This is a genomic window from Enterobacter cloacae complex sp. IR5450 (assembly GCF_049238665.1).
GTDB classification, from domain to species: Bacteria; Pseudomonadota; Gammaproteobacteria; order Enterobacterales; family Enterobacteriaceae; genus Enterobacter; species Enterobacter hormaechei_C.
On record NZ_JBMKIC010000026.1, the window covers coordinates 46624 to 65843 of the forward strand.

The following is a 19220-nucleotide window of genomic DNA, read 5'->3' on the forward strand; positions in this document are numbered from 1 at the left end:
ATAGTCATTACTTGTTGCCAGTGGCGTTCTTAAGGGCCATACGGGCGGTGATGCGCAGGCGCAGCAAGCGCCATAAAATCCAGACCAGCGTGGCAGTGGCAATGCTCGCCGTCAGGAGATAAGTATCGTTGTAAGCCAGAATGTTTGCCTCAAGCGCCGTCACCGTCTGGAGCTGCGTAATGGCCTGGGTTCCCAGCAGGGAACTGTCGCCAATCAGGCTTTTGTACATCTGGGTGTAAAGCTGAATGCGTTCGTTCACCAGCGGGTTAAGGGTGGTGAGCTGGTCAGCCAGCAGGCTGGAATGGTACTTCTCGCGCCAGGTCTGGAAGGTGCCGAGGATCGCGGAACCCAGCAGGCCCCCAAGGTTCTGACTCATGCCAAACATCACGGAAAAGCTGACCAGGTTGCGCGGGTCGGCGATCACCCCGCCAATGGCGGCCAGCATCGCAGGCGCGAGGAAGAAAGCGCTGCCGAAGCCCAGCAGGAACTGGCTGAAAATAAGCTGATCCGGCCGGGTCAGGTTGTTGGACTGGCTGTCCAGCAGCGAGGCGACGATCATCAGCACCAGCGAGGTGATTATCGGCCAGGCCAGTTTAGTGGGCTTAATCGTCAGACAGCTGGTGACGATACCGCAGACGATCCCGGCGAAAATAGCCCACGCCAGATGGGTCATCTGTTCATTCTGTAGGCCCACATATTGCAGCCAGCCGATGACGCCCGTGTTCTGCTCCGCCAGTACGATGCGGATCAGCAGCATAATCAGCCCCAGGCGTACGATGCTGCCGCTGGACAGCCAACGGGTATTAAGCAGCGGGTTGCTGCGGTTATGTTCAAACACGATCGCAGAGACAATCAGCACCAGCGAGAGGGCCAGCGCCCAGCCGATCCACGGCGCTTCAAACCACCAGTCCAGACGCCCTAGCGACAGAACCGCGCACAGCAGCGCCATGCCGGGCGCAAGCAAAAAGAAGGTGATGAAATCTTTCTTCTCGAAGACTTTGCGCCGATCGCCCGGCGGCAGCTTTAGCACCATCACGCAGGCCAGGGAGATCAGGGCCAGACCCAGCTCGAAGAAGTACAGCCCGCGCCACTCATCAAGCTGTAACAGCTCGGTGGAGAACAGCCGCGCCAGCGGGATCGCCAGCGACGACCCGGTAATGCCAATGGTCAGCGCCTTCAGTCGATGCTTCGCGGGCCAGGCCTGTATCTGGTAATAAATGCCGAGCGAGCTGAGCGCGGCGGCGACCATCCCGTGCGCCGCCCGTACCATCAGCGCCGAGCTAAGATCGTTCACAAACAGGTGGAAAAAGGTGACCAGCACATACAGCACCAGGAAGCCTTCCGTAAAGGCGCGCAAACCGTACTGCTGGCGAAACTTTACCAGCAGCAGGTTGATGGAAACGTTGGTCATGACATAGACGGCAGGCAACCAGGCGATTTCAGTCGACCAGGCGCCAAAAGTGCCTTGCAGATTTTGCAGATTAGCGGTAACGACCGCGTTACCCAGCGCCCCGGTCAGACATACCAGCAGGCCGACCACGCCATAGGCGATCCGTTTTGGGGTTGGATGTTCCGGGGTGGAAGGGGAACCCAGCAGGGCGGGTTTCTCGTGTGGCTGCCACTCGCGAGGAGCATAAGGGTCGCGTTGGGGCAGGCGCATAACGTGGTTTACCTTTCAAAATGTTGAATTGTGAGCGGGCTAATGATTCTAAGGCTGACGCAAATCATAATTCAAGTGAATACGATTTTCTCAAGTTAATCAAATGTGAGTGCTTTTTGAGAACGTTCCAGCCCGTTTTTTCAGTATTCATGCCATAGCATGACGCGCAGAAAGGGGGATAATCGATGGCTCTGTATGCTGTAAGGAGGTAACGATGACAATGGCACTTTTCCCCTGTCTGCCTGGCCCAACCCTCGACGCCGTGAATACCGTTGGGGCGTGGCTTGCTCAGGACGACTATCAGGACAATCAACCCGTTGATCTGGTGATTCTGGCGGGTAATGCGGTGATCCCCGCGATTGATGCTGCCTGTAAAAACGCGGCTGAACAGGGTGTTCCTCTGATCATCAGCGGCGGGATCGGTCACTCGACGACCTTCCTCTACGCCGCGATTGCGAAACACCCCCGCTATAACAGGATACCCACCACCGGTCGGGCTGAGGCAGCTATTCTGGCCGACATCGCCCGTGAATTCTGGAACATTCCGGCTGAGCATCTTCACGTTGAGGATCAGTCGACCAACTGTGGTGAAAACGCCCGCTTCAGCCGGGCGTTGATGAAACAATCCGGACTGAACGCCGCCCGGGTGCTGGTGGTGCAGGACCCGACGATGCAGCGGCGCACAATGGCTACGTTTGCCCGCGTATGCCGCGACGAGGCCGAAGCGCCCGCATGGGTGAGTCATCCCGGCCTGACGCCCGTGCTGCAAAACAGCGACGACGGTCTGGTGTTTAGCGGCCCGGCCGAGGGGTTATGGCCGGTAGAACGTTACCTGTCGCTGGTGCTGGGTGAATTTCCGCGACTCAGGGACGACATCAACGGCTACGGTCCGGCGGGACGTGATTTCATTGCCCATGTCGATATCCCTGCCGACGTGGACGCCGCGTGGCAGATCCTGCGAAACGACGTCATTCTCACCGACGCGCTGGTGAGCCGTTCTCTGCTGTAATGCTCTTGCCCGTTTGCGCCATCTTTTACGCAAACGGGCATCCTGTGTTGCCGATTTGTGATTTTGGAAACGGGCTGACCCGTATCTTTTATGAGATATCTCACAAAAACAGATTCATAGAGTAGGCAATTGCCCCGGTAATTATAGTTTTTAACAATAAGTTTACTTGTTAAAAACAGTGTGATTACAGGAGCAGGTTATGACAGTACCCGTACAACATCCTATGTATATTGATGGACAGTTTGTTGCCTGGCAGGGTGATGCATGGATTGACGTGATCAATCCGGCCACGGAAGAGGTCATTTCCCGTATTCCCGACGGCACCGCCGAGGACGCCCGCAAAGCCATTGACGCGGCAGAGCGCGCGCAGGCTGGCTGGGAGGCGCTGCCAGCCATTGAACGCGCCAGCTGGCTACGCAAAATTTCCGCCGGGATCCGCGAGCGCGTCAGTGAAATCAGCGCGTTGATTGTGGCCGAAGGCGGCAAGATCCAGCAGCTGGCGGAAGTGGAAGTGAACTTTACCGCTGACTATATCGACTATATGGCCGAGTGGGCGCGCCGGTATGAAGGGGAAATCATTCAGAGCGACCGTCCGGGCGAGAATATTCTGGTGTTTAAGCGTGCCCTTGGCGTCACCACCGGCATTCTGCCGTGGAACTTTCCCTTCTTCCTGATTGCCCGTAAGCTTGCTCCCGCGCTGATCACCGGCAACACCATCGTTATCAAACCGAGCGAATTTACCCCAAACAACGCCATCGCGTTTGCCAAAATTGTCGATGAGATTGGCCTGCCGAAAGGCGTCTTTAACCTGGTGCTGGGCCGGGGTGAAACCGTCGGACAGGAGCTGGCCGGGAATCCGAAAGTGGCGATGGTCAGCATGACCGGCAGCGTCGGGGCAGGTGAAAATATCATGGCTGCGGCTGCGAAAAACATCACCAAAGTGGGGCTGGAGCTGGGCGGTAAAGCCCCGGCCATCGTGATGGACGATGCCGATCTTGAGCTGGCCGTGAAGGCCATTGTGGATTCACGCGTCATCAATACCGGGCAGGTGTGTAACTGCGCGGAACGTGTCTATGTCCAGAAGGGGATCTACGACCGCTTTGTGAATCGTCTGGGAGAGGCAATGAAAGCCGTCCAGTTTGGCAATCCGGCTGAGCGAACGGATATTGCCATGGGGCCGCTGATCAACGCCGCCGCGCTGGAGCGCGTGGAGCAGAAGGTGGCGCGCGCGGTGCAGGAGGGGGCCAAAGTGGTCCTTGGCGGTAAAGCGGCAGAAGGTAAAGGGTATTTTTATCCCCCAACGCTGCTGCTGGACGTGCGTCAGGATATGGCCATCATGCACGAAGAGACCTTTGGCCCGGTGCTGCCGGTGGTGGCTTTCGACACCCTGGAAGAGGCCCTGAACATGGCCAACGACAGCGACTACGGTTTAACCTCGTCTGTTTATACGCAGGACCTGAACGTCGCCATGAAAGCCATTAAGGGGCTTAAGTTCGGCGAGACCTACATTAACCGTGAAAACTTTGAAGCGATGCAGGGCTTCCATGCGGGCTGGCGGAAATCCGGTATCGGCGGGGCAGATGGTAAACACGGTCTGAATGAGTATTTGCAGACGCAGGTGGTCTATTTGCAGTCGTAATCAGGAGCCCCCTCCATGCGAGGGGGTTCACATTTTCAGGAAAGGTGGTTATGTTGGCGCGATAATGGTTATTTATCGGGAAACAACATGCGCACAAAATATACGGGTCTGCAAATCAGCATTCACTGGCTGGTTTTTCTGTTAGTTATTATGGCCTATTGCGCCATGGAGTTCAGGGGATGGTTCCCGCGAAGCGATCGTCCGCTCATTAATATGATCCACGTTTCCTGCGGGATCAGCATCCTGGTGCTGATGGTGGCGCGCCTGCTTATCCGCCTCAAATTCCCGGCTCCGCCTATTCAACCGAAACCAAAAGCGATGATCACCGGGCTGTCCCATCTGGGGCATCTGGTTATCTACCTGCTGTTCATTGCGCTGCCGCTGATCGGCATGGTGATGATGTATAACCGGGGAAATGACTGGTTTGCGTTTGGCCTGACGATGCCGCATGCGGCGGAGGGGCATTTTGACCTGGTGGATACGCTAAAAGCGTGGCACGTGACGCTGGCCAATCTGGGATATTTCGTGATTGGTTTGCACGCCTTTGCCGCGCTGATGCATCACTATTTCTGGAAAGATAACACGCTGCTGCGCATGATGCCGAAAAAGCGTCAGTAACCGATAATGCCCTGCAAACCCGCAGGGCATTTTTTGCGGCTTATTGCAGTTGCGCGCGCTCCTGCGCCGTTAAGTCCAGTTCCTGAGTTGTACCCGTTTCTGAAGATTTTACCGCCGCTTCCAGCACCGCCATCACCGCCAGGGCTTCCACCGGCGGGACCGGGTTGTCAATCTTGCCGTTCAGGGCATCGCGCACGTTTATATAGTACTGCCGCTGGTCGCCTTTTGGCGCAGGGATAGCGCTGGCTTCACCCTGGGCATTAAGCAGCACCATAGCGTCGCTGTCTTCACCCCAGCTTTCGCTACCCGGAATGACGCCTGCCAGCAGCTGGGTTTCCTGCTGATCGATGCGTGCTTTCACCACGCTAGCCTTGTCACCGTGAATGGTAAAGCGGGACACGCCGCCCGCCACCAGCATGCTGCAATGGAGGACCACTTTGTGTTCCGGATAATTCAGCACCACGTGCGCCCAGTCGTTAATCTCCGCGCCGTCACGCAGGGTGGCGATGTTGCCCTGTACCGACTGCGGCAGACCAAAAAGCTGTAGCATCTGGTCAATCATGTGCGGGCCTAAGTCGAACCACAGGCCGCTACCGGGAACGTTTTGCTCTCTCCAGCGCACGCGAACCTCCGGGCGGAAACGATCGATATGCGACTCAAAATGTTTCACCTTGCCGATGCTGCCTTGCGCAATCACCTGCTTAATGCCGAGAAAATCGCTGTCCCAGCGGCGGTTATGGAAGACAGAAAGCAGCAGCTGTTTTTCTTCAGCCAGCGCAATCAGATCCCGCGCTTCCTGCATATCCAGCGTGAACGGCTTATCCACTACCACATGCTTGCCGGCATTGAGCGCCAGGGTGGCCAGCGGCGCATGGGTCGCGTTAGGGGAGGCGATAACCACCAGATCGATATCCGGGTGCTGAATGGCCTCTTCCGGCGTGGCGACAACGAGCACGTCCGGCAGATCGCGTTTCACTTTCTCTTCATCCCGGGATGAGATCACCGCCAGCTTCAGGCCGTCAACGGACTGGATCAGCGGGGCATGGAACGTCTTACCCACAAAACCATACCCGATCAGCGCAATATTCATTGTCTTCACTTTATTCATGACCTTCTCCACGTTAATGTGCGCAAACGGTAACCTGCACGGCGCTATGGTCCCCGAGCTCTGCCCAGGGACGATCTAAAAACAGTTGATGAATCTCGGATAACCCTGACACCAGATACGGTTCGCACTGGTTGAGTTTTAGATGGTCGGCGACTACCCAGTGCGCCTGGCTTGCGGCCAGCATGGCACGCTTCACCTCGGCATCCGCCTCCTGACTGGCGCTCAATCCGAGTTTGGCATGGATGGCGCATGCGCCAAGGATGGCAATATCCGCCCGGTAGCGAGAGAGCAGTGAAAGGGTGGCGCTTCCGGCAAACAGGCGCTGTTTCTGATCCCACTTTCCACCGAGCAGGATCAGGTCGATACCTTCCCGATCGCTCACCTGTTGGGCGATATCAAGAGAAGGGGTGATGATGGTCAGCGGCCCCTGAAGGAAAGGGGCAACGGCCAGCAGTGTGCTTCCGGCATCCAGAAACAGCGTCGAGCCCGCAGGCACGCATTGCGCAACCTGTTTACCCAGCCGCTGCTTGATTTCAGGCAGCAAGGTATTCCTGCTAACCCGGTTCATCGTCGAGAGATTCAGCGCGATGGCGCCACCATGGTTTTTTTGTGCCAGTCCCTGTTTTTCCAGGTCGGTCAGATCGCGACGGATGGTGTCCGCTGAAACCTGCAATCGATCTGCCAGCTCGGTAATGCTGGCCTGGCCTTGTTCAGTAATGATATCAAGCACATATTTTTGTCTGGCGGTTTTATGCATGGGCGCAGTATCCTGCAAAATGTCGCAATACTTCGCAGTTTACAGCATTTTGCAGAAAAGGGAATCGGGACAGGCGCGGGATGTTATCCAAAAACAGTTTAATGTTGTGATTATTGATATTGCATTAATCAGTCATAAAAAGCATGTATGTATCTTTTAGGTATGTTGTTATCGCTATGTTTTACTTAAAAATTTGGCTTAAGCTGCCACATTCCAGTGCCTAATTGATATTTATAACTAATTTGTAATTATAAATTAGTGCATATATCTAGTAATTTTTGTTTTTAAAGTAAAATAATCCAGTTTTATTCCGTGGATTACTTAAATTGACATTTCTTTGAAAATCTTTGTGTCTGATTCGGGGTGAAATTAACGCAAAAATGTACACCGGGGTATTTTAGAATTTTCTTTAGATTACAGGGGGTTTATTTGTTTCATCTGAAAGGTCTTTTATAACGTTTTGTCCAGAAACCCCATCTTTTTTCTTATTTGTAACAACACATTAACATTGCGGGTGTGGTTGCTTATATCACATTTTGTTATGCTGCGAATCACTAAATATTTAAGTAAATTCTTAAAAGAAAAAAAGGGATTGAACGGCTCTCATCTCAATTGAAATGGGTTAGGGGAACTCTTGCCCGGAATTAATGGAGAAGGGGCAATGGATTTCTGGCGAATTATTTGTACCTCTTCCTGGGTATTTATTTGGCTATCACCTGGAGTCGGGGGATATTATGAAGATGAAATGCAATAACAGGTTACTCAGATTATCTGCCTCACTGACCTTAATTTCGTTGGTGGTGACTGCGGCTAATGCAAATAACGGCCAGGCGGGGATATCTCCCGTTGCGGCAATGACGATGAAAGAAAGTGTTCTTTTCGCTCTCGATCGCGACCCCTCGGTGAGTCAGCAGGCGGCACAGCTGGGGATCGGCCAGGCACAAATAGACGAAGCGCGCAGTGGCTGGATGCCACAAATAGCCCTGAACGGGAGTACGGGTCACAGCCAGACCACCGATTCTAGCGGCTCGTTGCGAAATTCCGCAGCCTGGGGCCTGAGTCTGACGCAGCTGGTGTACGATTTTGGCAAGACCAACAACAGCATCAGCCAGTCTTCAGCTCAGCGTGACAGCTATCGCTACCAGCTGATGAGCACGATGTCTGCCGTCGCGGAAAAAACGGCGCTCAGCTATGTGGAAGTGAAACGCTACAGCGATCTGTTGCAGGCGGCAAAAGAGAACGTGCAGGCGCTTAAAAACGTTGAGCAGCTGGCAAAACTCCGCGCCGACGCTGGCGTAAGCTCCACCTCTGATGAGCTTCAGACCCGCACCCGTATTGCCGGGATGCAGGCGACGGTAGAGCAGTACAATGCATCCCTGAACAGCGCCCGCGCGCGGCTGGCGGTATTAACTGGCATACAGGCTGAACGCTATTCACCGGTTCCGGGAGGTCTGGCCGTGGAGCCGGATTCTCTCAATCGGATTGATTATTCACTGATCCCAACGGTGATGGCCGCGCAGAACATGGAGCGTTCAGCCCAGTACGGCGTAGAAACCGCGAAGTCTCAGCACTGGCCGACCTTAAGCCTGAAAGGGGGCCGCACCCGGTATGAGTCGGATAATCGCGCGTACTGGGATGATCAGATCCAGCTCAATATTGACGCACCGCTTTATCAGGGCGGCGCGGTCTCGGCGCGCGTCCGTCAGGCCGAGGGCACAAGGGCAATGGCATCGTCTCAGGTCGATCAGGCCCGTTTTGATGTCCTGCAAAAAGCCTCCGTCGCACAGGCCGACTGGACCGGGGCGCGTGGACGAATGGAAGCCGGGAAACGTCAGCTGGAAAATGCGTTGCGCGCCCGCGATGTCTACAAAAATGAATATACCCTGAGCAAGCGCAGCATTAACGATCTGCTCAGCGTGGAGCAGGATGTCTGGTCTGCCACCTCCGCGAAAATAATGGCTGAATACGATGGCTGGAGTGCGGCGATTAATTACGCCTCCGCGGTGGATAATCTCATGCCGCTTATCGGAATAGAGAAAAACGCTGCCGCGAAATTACCTGATTTAAGTTAAAAAAAAGGCGCGCCTTTCTGCGCGAAATAAGTCAGACAATAATGGGTGATTTTTCCCAAGGATAGCTACATCCCTCTGGTGGACATATCCACAGGAATACGCGCACCTGCAAGGAGAAGAATATGAGTACCGCAAAAGTTGTTGATGTCATCATTCGCAAAACGGCAGAGAAGACGAAATTAACCGGTGAAGGGAATCTCTCGGTTTCTATTTCCTCACCGAGCGTGATTGAAATTCAGGGTTCTGCTCAGGACGTGGTGCGTTATGTCCGCCAGGGGAATGACCTCCTCATTTATATGAAAGATGGCAGCGTGATCCGCTGCAATAATTATTTTGTCGAAGACACGGAAACCCATAATCATTCCGAACTGGTATTTAACGATAACCAGGCGTTGACGCATATTTCATTTGCCGATGCCGGGGAAGCATCAGGCGTTGCCGCCACCGAATTAACCGCCCAGGCTGCACCCATTAGCAGCATTGAACCTTTCCTGGAGCAGGGAAGCTTATTAAGCGATGCGCCGTGGGGCTGGATTGCCGGTGCGGCGTTAGGGGGCGGTGCGATCGGCGCACTGCTGGCTCACGGCGGCGATGGCGAAACCAAAACCAGGGTTATTGATAATACAAAAGAAGTCGAAAGCGCTACGCCGACATTTTTGCTGGCGGACAACGCGGGTGACAAGCAGGGCGTGCTGAGTGCAAAAGAGGTCACGGATGATAACACCCCCACCTTCAGCGGTACCGGGCAGCCGGGCGCGACCATTCAGGTTAAAGACGGTAGCGGCAGCACCATCGCCAGCACCATGGTCGCGAAGGACGGCACCTGGACGGTAACACTCCCGACCCAGGCGGACGGGGAACATACCTGGTCCGTCGTACAGATCGACGGCAGTAAAACGACCTCTGCGGGCAGTATTACCGTAACCGTTTCTACAGCGGATACCAGCGTGACGCTCGCCACCACGGCGGGTGATAACGTGATCAACGCCAGCGAACAGTCCGCGGGCTTTACGCTGTCCGGCACCAGCAAAAACCTGGCGCAGGGAACGGCGCTTACCGTCACGCTCAACGGTAAAACCTATACCGCAGAAGTGGGGGCAAACGGCGCATGGAGCGTGAAGGTCCCTGCTGCCGACGCACAGGCGCTGGGCGATGGTACCTGGACGGTCAACGTCAGCGGAAAAGACGCGGCGGGCAACACCGTGTCCGGCAGCCAGACGATTGGCGTGGATACCGCCTCGCCAGTGATCTCTGTCGACACGATCGCCCAGGACAACATCATCAACGCGGCTGAACATAATCAGCCGCTGACGCTGACCGGGAAAACCGATGCGGAAGCGGGCCAGATTGTGACGGTCACGCTGAACGGCAAAAATCACACGGCGACCGTGGGCAGCGACGGCAGCTGGTCCGTTACGCTTCCGGCCAGTGAAGTACAGACGTTGGCTAACGGCGAGCACACCCTGACGGTAAACGTCAGCGACAAAGCGGGTAATGGGTCCTCCATCACCGCCGATTTCACGGTCGATACCGCAGCGCCAGTGGTCACTATCAACACCGTCGCGGGCGACGACATTCTGAACACCAGCGAGCAGGGGCAGGCGCAGATTATTTCCGGCCAGGCGAACGGCGCGGCGGAGGGCGACGTTGTCACCGTGACCGTTGGCGGCAAGACCTTTACCGGTGTCGTCCAGGCGGACGGCAGCTGGAGCGTCGGCGTGCCTGCCTCCGTCATTGGCGCGCTGGGGGAAGGTAGCCACAGCATTTCGGTCGCCGTGACCGATGCGGCGGGCAACACCGGCAGCGCGACGCACGGCATTACGCTGAGCGGCAACCCGCCGGAATTTACCCTTGATCCCATCAGCCAGGATAACGTCCTGAATGCGCAGGAGGCCATGCAGCCCCTGAGCCTGAGTGGGACCAGTAATCTGCCGAACGGCAGCGCTGTCACCGTGACGCTGAACAACGTTAACTATCAGACCACCGTTGAGAACGGTCGCTGGTCCGTTCAGGTGCCGGTCTCCGACGTGCTGGATCTGGCGAATACCCTTTACACCGTCAGCGTCAGAGGCACCGACAGCGTGGGTAACAGCGGCTCCGCCGAGGCGAATCTGCTGGTAGACACCGTGCTGCCGCAGGTGATCGTCAACACCTTTGCCGGGGATAACCTGGTCAATAACGCCGAAGCAGCGGTTGACCAAACCCTCAGCGGACGCGTCACCGGCGCGGCGGCGGGCGATACCGTCTCTGTCACCGTGGGCGGCAAGAGCTACACCGCGACGGTTGGCAGCAACCTGAAATGGAGCGTGACGATCCCATCGGCCGACCTCCAGGCGTTTGGCGACGGCGATTTAACCTTCAGCGCCTCTGTCACCAATGCGCACGGCAATACCGGCACCGGCGAACGTGATATCAACATCAACGCCGAACTGCCGGGCCTGCGCGTGAACACGATCTCTGGCGATGACGTGATTAACGCCATCGAGCAGCAGCAGGATCTGGCCGTCACCGGCTCCAGCACTCATCTGGCCGAAGGCACACAGATCACCGTTACCATCAATAATGTCGAATACGTCACCACGGTTAACGCCAGCGGCAGCTGGCAGATTGGCGTGCCGGCGGCGGACCTTCAGGCATGGACGGCGGGAGGCATGACCGTCAGCGTCAGCGCGGAAGATGCCTGGGGCAACACCGTGGCGGCTGAACACCCGATCGAACTTGACCTGAATGCGGTGGCTGTCACCATCGATACCGTAACCACTGACGATATGCTCAACGCGGCGGAAAAAGGCGCGGATGTCACGCTTTCTGGTCAGACGCAGGGCGTGGAGGCCGGGCAGACCGTGGTGGTGAAATTCGCGGATCAAACCTTTACTGCACAGGTGCAGCAGGACGGCTCCTGGCACCTGACCGTTCCGGCGAGCGCGATGGAAACGCTGACCGACGGGCGTGCGCAGGTGAGCGTCAGCGTTACTAACGTCAACGGCAACAGCGCGGACGCCTCACGCGTGGTGATCGTCGATACACAGCCGCCAGCCATTACGCTTGATAACCTGACCGACGACAACATCATTAATGCGGCAGAAGCGCAGCAGGATCTGGTGCTCAGCGGCAGCACAACCGCTGAAACGGGCCAGACGGTCACCGTGACGCTGAACGGTAAATCTTACCAGACCACGGTACAGGCGGACGGTCGCTGGCAGCTGAACGTGCCTGCCGCCGACGTAGGCGCGCTGACCGATGGCAATGTCACCGTGACGGCCACCGTCACTGACGTGGCGGGCAACAGCAGCAGCGCGGATCGCGTTGGGCTGGTGGATGCCACCGTGCCGCAGGTGACCATCAACGATTTCGTCACCGACACCAACACCGTTAACCAGCTGGCCCATGCTCAGGCGCAGATCCTGAGCGGCTCCGTCACCGGCGCGGCGGCGGGCGATTTGGTCACCATCACCATCAATAACGTAGACTACACCACCGTGGTGGATGCGGCAGGAAACTGGAGTCTCGGCCTGCCTGCGTCCGTCATTCAGGGGCTGACGGACGGCACCTGGACCATTAACGTCTCCGTGACCGATCGGTCCGGTAACACCGGCAGCAGTTCAGTGGATGTGGTGGTCAATACTGTGACGCCCGTTATCGGTATTAACACGCTGGCAGCGGATGACGTGATCAATGCGGCAGAGAAGGGCGAAGATCTGCTGCTTTCCGGTACCAGCAACCAGCCGGAAGGAACCACCATCACTGTTAATCTGAACGGTATCAACTACACCGCCACCACCGACGCCAGCGGCAACTGGAGCGTTACCGTACCCGCCTCTGCGGTGAGCGCGCTGGGTGAAGCCAATTACACCGTAACGGCGAGCGTCACCGATAATGTGGGCAATAGCGCCGCTGCCACGCACGATGTGCTGGTGGACAGCTCGCTGCCGGTTGTTACCCTCAACAACTTCGCGGGCGACAATATCGTCAACGCGGCGGAAGTGACCGCAGGGCAAACCCTGACCGGAAAGGTTTCTAACGCGGCATCGGGCGATACCGTCACGATTATCCTCGGCGGGCAGACATACACGGCTACAGTACAGGACGATCTCACCTGGAGCCTGCCGTTAACCCAGAGTCAGTTAACCGCGCTCGGCAACGGCGACCTGACCGTCTCGGCCAGCGTGACGAACGCGCACGGTAATACCGGATCGTCTTCCCTGGATGTCACCATTGACGCCCAGCTGCCCGGCCTGCGCATTGATACCGTCGCCGGTGACGACGTCATTAACGTTATTGAACACGCGCAGAACCTGGTTATCTCCGGCACCAGCACCGACCTGGCGGCGGGTAGCACCGTCACCGTGACCATCAACGGCAAGAGTTATTCCGCATCGGTACAGGCGGACGGCACCTGGCAGGCTGCGGTTCCGGCCGCAGACGTCTCCCGGTGGGCGGACGGGTCGCTCACCATCAGCGCCAGCGCGCAGGATACCTCCGGCAACCCGGTGAACATCGGCACCGTGGTGGATGTCGATCTCGCCCCGGTGGCGATAAGCATTAACAGCGTGACGGACGACAACGTGCTGAACGCGGCAGAAAAAGGCCAGGATCTGGTGCTGTCCGGCTCCTCCTCGAACGTTGAAGCGGGCCAGACCGTTACCATTATCTTTGCGGGTAAAACCTGGACCACGATGGTCGATGCCAACGGCGACTGGACCTGCACCGTACCGGCTGCCGATCTGAGCGGCCTGAAGGACGGCGACGCCAGCGTACAGGTCAGCGTAACCAACGTGAACGGCAACGCGGCCTCTTCTTCGCAGGCATTCAGCGTCGATACCGCCGCGCCAGCGGTCACCATCAACACCATCAGCGGCGACAACATGCTGAATGCGGCAGAGGCGGCGCAGGATCTGACCCTGAGCGGGACGTCTACTGCCGAAGCAGGCCAGACGGTCACCGTGGCCTTCAACGGCAATCAGTACACCGCCCAGGTGCAGGCAAACGGCAGCTGGACGCTGGACGTACCGGCGGCGGATATGGCAGGCATCGCCGACGGCAGCGCGGCGGTCACGGTGACTGTGTCCGATAAAGCGGGCAACCCGGCCAGTGCAGGGGCGTCCGTGCTGGTCGACACTACCGTGCCGCAGATTACCTTCGACATTGTGGCGGGCGACGACATTGTTAATATTGCCGAGCACGGCCAGGCGCTGATTGTCACCGGCAAGGTGACGGGCGCGCAGGCGGGCGATGTGATTACCTTGACCCTGAACGGCAAAGACTACACAGCGATGCTGGACGGTGCCGGAAGCTGGAGCGTGGGCGTTCCGGCGGCAGACGTGGGCGCGCTGGCTAACGGCGATCAGACGATCTCCGCCACGGTCACCGATAAAGCGGGCAACAGCACCAGCGCGACGCACGCGTTTGACGTCTCCCTGACCGCGCCGGTGATTGCCATCAATACCCTGGCGGTTGACGACGTGATCAACGCGACCGAGAAAGGCCAGGACCTGTTGATCTCCGGTACCAGCAACCAGCCGGACGGGACCCGCATCACCGTAACCCTGAACGGTATCAGTTACGCCGCCACCACCGATGCCAGCGGTAACTGGAGCGTCACCGTTCCGGCGGCAAATGTCTCGGCATTGGGCGAAGCGAGCTATAGCGTGACGGCCAGCGTGACCGATACTGCGGGTAATAGTGCGAACACCAGCCATAGCGTGCTGGTCGACAGCGCGCTGCCGCAGGTCACCATTAATGCGGTTGCCACCGACGACGTCATTAACGCGGCGGAAGTGGCTTCCGGACAAACCCTGAGCGGGAAAGTGAGCGGTGCCGCGAGTGGTGACACTGTCACAATTTCGGTGGGTGGCAATACCTACACGACAACCGTGCAGGACGATTTAAGCTGGTCGGTTAACGTCGCGTCTGACGTGTTAACCGCCATCGGCAACGGCGACCTGACCGTATCCGCCAGCGTCACTAACGGCCACGGTAATACCGGCTCCGGCGAGCGCGACATCACGATTGATGCCAACCTGCCTGGCCTGCGGGTCAATAAGGTGGCGGGTGACGACGTGATCAACAGCATCGAACACGGACAAAACCTGATTATCACCGGCTCCAGCGACGGTCTGGCAGCGGGTTCAGCATTGACGGTGACCGTTAACGGTAAAACCTACGCGGCCACCGTACTGGCAGACGGTACCTGGACGGCCGCCGTTCCGGCAGCAGACGTCGGCGCGCTGAGCGAAGGCACCGTCACCGTGACCGTTGAAGGCCAGAGCGCAGTGGGCAACCCGGTTTCTATCAGCCACGACGTGAAGGTCGACCTGGCGACGGTTGCTATCAGCATTGACGCTATCGCTACCGACGACGTAATCAATGCGGCAGAAAAAGGCGCAGATCTGGTGCTGTCGGGTGCCACCACCAACGTGGAAGAAAACCAGACCGTTACCATCACTTTCGGCGGTAAGACCTATAGCGCGACGGTGGATGCCAGCGGCAACTGGACGGCGACCGTACCGTCTGCCGATTTAGGTAGCCTGAAAGACGGCGACGCCAGCGTGCAGGTCAGCGTCACCAACGTGAACGGCAACAGCGCCTCGGCGGGCCGCGAGTACAGCGTGGACGCCACCGCGCCGACGGTGTCCATCGAGATCGTCAGCGACAACAACATCATCAACGCGGCCGAAGCGCAGCAGGATCTGGTCGTTAACGGTGTCTCCAACGCCGAAGCGGGCCAGACCGTCACCGTGACGCTGAACGGCGTGGACTACACCACCACCGTACAGGCGAACGGCAGCTGGAGCGTCACCGTACCGTCTGCGGATATCGGCGCGATTACCGACGGCAGTTACACCATCACGGCAGCCGTCGCGGATAAGGCGGGTAACCCGGCCTTGGCGGACCGCGATGTGCTGGTGGATACCACGGTGCCACAGCTGACCATTAACACCGTTTCCGACGACGACGTGATCAACAGCGCCGAGCATGCGCAGGCGCTGATTGTCACCGGTTCCGTGACCGGTGCGGCGGCGGGCGACGTGGTGACCGTCACCATCAATAACAAAGATTACACGGCGACCCTGGACGCTTCCGGCAGGTGGAGCGTGGGCGTGCCTGCGGCGGACGTGAGTGCCCTGACCGCCGGGGATCACACCATCACCGCGGCGCTGACCGATAAAGCCGGAAACAGCAACAGCACAACGCACGAGGTTGAAGTCAACCTCACCGCGCCGGTGCTGACCATTGACACCGTGTCCGGCGACGATGTGATCAACAGCAGTGAGAAAACGCAGGATCTGACCATCACAGGTACGGCTTCCGGGCTGGCCGCGGGCGCGGTGGTCACCGTGATGCTCAACGGCAAAGCGTACAGCGCCACGGTGGATACCAATGGCCAATGGACCACAACCGTTCCGGCGAGCGAGGTGGGGCAACTGGGTGAAGCGCTTTACACCGTGTCGGCCTCCGCAACGGACAGCGTCGGCAACAGCACCAGCACCTCGCACACCGTGAACGTGGAATCCGTGCTGCCTGGCGTCATCATTAACACCGTGGCGGGCGACGACGTGATCAACGCGGCGGAGCTGGCAACCGGCCAGACCATTAGCGGCACAGTGGTGAATGCCGAAGCGGGCAACACCGTGACTGTGTCTGTTGGCGGCCATAACTACACCGCAACGGTGCAGAGCGATCTGACCTGGTCCGTCAGCGTACCGGAATCTGTGCTCACCGCGCTGGGCAATGGCGATCTGACCGTGACCGCCAGCGTCACGAACGGCGTGGGCAACAGCGGCAGCGGAGAGCGCGATATCACTATCGACGCGAATCTGCCGGGCCTGCGCGTGGACACCGTAGCGGGCGATGACGTGATTAACAGCATCGAACACGGGCAGAATCTGATTATCACGGGTTCAAGCGACGGCCTGACGGCGGGCACAGCGCTGACCGTCACCGTAAACGGTAAAACCTATGCAGCCACGGTGCTGGCAGACGGCACCTGGAGCGCGGCGATCCCTTCTGCGGACGTGAGTGCCCTTGCCGCAGGCACGTTCACCGTGAACGTTGAAGGCCAGAGCAGCGCGGGCAATCCGGTGACTATCAACCATGATGTGACCGTGGATCTGGCAAACGTCGCGATCAGCATTGACGCCATCGCTTCCGATGACGTGATCAACGCCGCCGAGAGGGGTGCGGATCTGGTGCTCTCCGGCACCACCGCGAATGTAGAGGAAAATCAAACCGTCACCATCACCTTCGGCGGCAAGAGCTACACTGCCACGGTGGACGCTGAGGGTAAATGGACCGCCACGGTGCCGTCTGCGGATCTGGCTGGCCTGAAGGACGGTGACGCCAGCGTGCAGGTGAGCGTCACCAACGTGAACGGCAACAGCGCGTCTGCGGGCCGCGAGTACAGCGTGGATGCTACCGCGCCGTCCGTGACCATCAACACGATTGCCACCGACGATATCCTCAACGCCTCAGAAGCACAGTCCGACCTGGCAATCTCCGGCACCAGCACCGCCGAAGCGGGCCAGACGGTGACCGTATCGCTGAACGGCAAAGATTACACCACAACCGTCAGCGCGAACGGCAGCTGGACGCTGAACGTTCCGGCGGCGGATCTGGCAGGATTAAGCGACGGCAGCGTCACCGTGACCGCGAGCGTGAGCGACAAGGCGGGTAACCCGGCGTCGGCGGACCACAACCTTACGGTGGACGTCACCGTTCCGGCAGTGACCATCCACACCGTGGCAGGCGACGACGTGATTAACGTGGCTGAACACAATCAGGCGCAGATTATCAGCGGCTCCGCCACCGGCGCGGCGGCGGGCGATAAGGTCACCGTCACGATCGGCGGCCAGACTTATACACCCGTGCTGGATGCGGCGGGTAACTGGAGCGTGGGCGTTCCGGCGAATGTGATTTCAGGCCTCAGCGACGGCACCGTGACCGTCTCTGTGTCAGTCACCGACGCGGCGGGCAATACCGGCAGCGGCACGCATAATGTGACCGTCGATACCGGTCTGCCATCGGTCAGCTTCAACGCCATCAGCGATGACAACGTCCTGAACGCCGTTGAAAAAGGCCAGGATCTGAGCGTCAGCGGCACCAGCGCCAACCTGGCGGAAGGCACCCTGGTCACCGTGACCCTGAACGGTAAAAACTACACGGCGACAACTGCGGCAGACGGCACCTGGAGCCTGACGGTTCCGGCTGCGGATCTGGCCGGTCTCGGTCAGGCCAGTTACACCCTGAACGCGACGGCCACCAACGGCGTGGGCAACAGCGTGAGCAATTCTGCGAACCTGCTTGTCGACACCGCGCTGCCAACCGTCACCATCAACACCGTGGCGGGCGACAACGTCATCAACGCGGCGGAAGTGGCCGCGGGTCAGCCCCTGAGCGGCACCGTGGCGAATGCCGAAGCGGGCAACACCGTGACCGTGACTATCGGCGGCTACAGCTACACCGCAACGGTGCAGAATAATTTGTCCTGGTCCGTCAACGTGCCGTCTGACGTGCTGACCGCACTCGGCAACGGCAGTCTGAGCGTAACCGCGACCGTCACCAACGGCCACGGCAACACCGGCACCGGCGAACGCGAGATCGCTATCGACGCTAACCTGCCGGGGCTGCGCGTCGATACCGTGGCGGGTGACGACGTGGTCAACACCATCGAGCACGCGCAGAACCTGATTGTTTCAGGCACCAGCGACGGGCTGGCGCCGGGCACGGCGCTGACGGTTACCGTCAACGGTAAAGATTACGCGGCAACGGTGCTGGCAGACGGCACCTGGCGCGCGGCGATCCCGTCCACCGACGTGAGCGCGTGGCCGGAAGGCACCGTGAAAATCAGCGTTACCGGTGACAGCGCGGCGGGTAATCCGATCATCATCAGCCACGACGTGACCGTTGATCTGGCTACCGTTGCCATCAGCATCAATGCGCTTGCCACCGACGACGTGATTAACGCGGCGGAGAAGGGCGCGGATCTGGTGCTGTCCGGTGTGACCACCAACGTGGAAGCCGGGCAGACCGTGACCATTAGTCTGAACGGCAGGATCTACACCACCACCGTGGACGACAGCGGCAACTGGACTTACACCGTGCCGTCAGCGGATCTGGCTGGCCTGAAGGATGGTGACGCCAGCGTACAGGTGAGCGTCACCAATGTGAACGGCAACAGCGCCTCGGCGGGCCGTGAGTACAGCGTGGATGCTACCGCGCCGTCCGTGACCATCAACACCATTGCCACAGACGATATCCTGAACGCCACGGAAGCGCAGTCCGACCTGGCAATCTCCGGCACCAGCACCGCCGAAGCGGGCCAGACGGTGACCGTATCGCTGAACGGCAAAGATTACAC

At 58.5% G+C, this 19220-nt stretch carries 8 protein-coding genes; 5 read left to right on the forward strand and 3 right to left on the reverse strand.

Annotated features, from left to right (window positions below):
• Positions 1-7: 7 nt before the first annotated feature.
• Positions 8-1660, reverse strand: a complete 1653-nt coding sequence (locus ACOTYB_RS17960; protein WP_003857293.1) for an MFS transporter — start codon at positions 1658-1660, stop codon at positions 8-10.
• Between the two features lie 214 nt (positions 1661-1874).
• Between ACOTYB_RS17960 and ACOTYB_RS17965 the strand changes: the two genes are divergently transcribed.
• The 3 genes from ACOTYB_RS17965 (at position 1875) to cybB (ending at position 4926) form a co-directional block, all read left to right on the forward strand.
• Positions 1875-2669, forward strand: a complete 795-nt coding sequence (locus ACOTYB_RS17965) for a YdcF family protein (protein ID WP_421765855.1) — start codon at positions 1875-1877, stop codon at positions 2667-2669.
• Positions 2670-2868: 199 nt separating this feature from the next.
• Entirely contained in the window at positions 2869-4308 is a 1440-nt protein-coding gene (aldA, locus tag ACOTYB_RS17970) for an aldehyde dehydrogenase (RefSeq protein WP_220153818.1), read from the forward strand.
• A gap of 87 nt (positions 4309-4395) precedes the next feature.
• The gene (gene cybB, locus ACOTYB_RS17975; protein WP_421765856.1) at positions 4396-4926 is read left to right on the forward strand and encodes a cytochrome b561; all 531 of its coding nucleotides are present in this window, start codon (positions 4396-4398) and stop codon (positions 4924-4926) included.
• 40 nt (positions 4927-4966) lie between these two features.
• On the opposite strand, the gene ACOTYB_RS17980 is transcribed toward cybB, so the two are convergent.
• Together ACOTYB_RS17980 and ACOTYB_RS17985 are read right to left on the reverse strand one after the other, a co-directional pair.
• Positions 4967-6034 carry an oxidoreductase gene (locus ACOTYB_RS17980; RefSeq protein ID WP_409249039.1) on the reverse strand — a complete coding sequence of 356 codons (1068 nt, stop codon included), beginning with the start codon at positions 6032-6034 and terminating at the stop codon, positions 4967-4969.
• Positions 6035-6047: 13 nt separating this feature from the next.
• Positions 6048-6791, reverse strand: coding sequence for a DeoR/GlpR family DNA-binding transcription regulator (locus ACOTYB_RS17985; protein WP_220153820.1), 744 nt, complete (start codon positions 6789-6791; stop codon positions 6048-6050).
• 734 nt (positions 6792-7525) lie between these two features.
• On the opposite strand from ACOTYB_RS17985, the gene ACOTYB_RS17990 reads away from it, so the two are divergent.
• Together ACOTYB_RS17990 and ACOTYB_RS17995 are read left to right on the forward strand one after the other, a co-directional pair.
• A complete protein-coding gene (locus ACOTYB_RS17990; protein WP_409249038.1) occupies positions 7526-8863 on the forward strand; it encodes a TolC family outer membrane protein in 1338 nt (445 codons plus the stop codon).
• A gap of 122 nt (positions 8864-8985) precedes the next feature.
• Positions 8986-19220 (forward strand): Ig-like domain-containing protein (locus ACOTYB_RS17995; RefSeq protein ID WP_421765857.1); only part of this gene is annotated, 10235 nt, incomplete at its 3' end.

Excerpts from the sequence above, each read along its gene's own strand:
- ACOTYB_RS17960 (WP_003857293.1), bottom strand. The coding sequence starts at position 1,660 with ATGCGCCTGCCCCAACGCGACCCTTATGCTCCTCGCGAGTGGCAGCCA.
- ACOTYB_RS17965 (WP_421765855.1), top strand. The coding sequence starts at position 1,875 with ATGACAATGGCACTTTTCCCCTGTCTGCCTGGCCCAACCCTCGACGCC.
- aldA (WP_220153818.1), top strand. The coding sequence starts at position 2,869 with ATGACAGTACCCGTACAACATCCTATGTATATTGATGGACAGTTTGTT.
- cybB (WP_421765856.1), top strand. The coding sequence starts at position 4,396 with ATGCGCACAAAATATACGGGTCTGCAAATCAGCATTCACTGGCTGGTT.
- ACOTYB_RS17980 (WP_409249039.1), bottom strand. The coding sequence starts at position 6,034 with ATGAATAAAGTGAAGACAATGAATATTGCGCTGATCGGGTATGGTTTT.
- ACOTYB_RS17985 (WP_220153820.1), bottom strand. The coding sequence starts at position 6,791 with ATGCATAAAACCGCCAGACAAAAATATGTGCTTGATATCATTACTGAA.
- ACOTYB_RS17990 (WP_409249038.1), top strand. The coding sequence starts at position 7,526 with ATGAAGATGAAATGCAATAACAGGTTACTCAGATTATCTGCCTCACTG.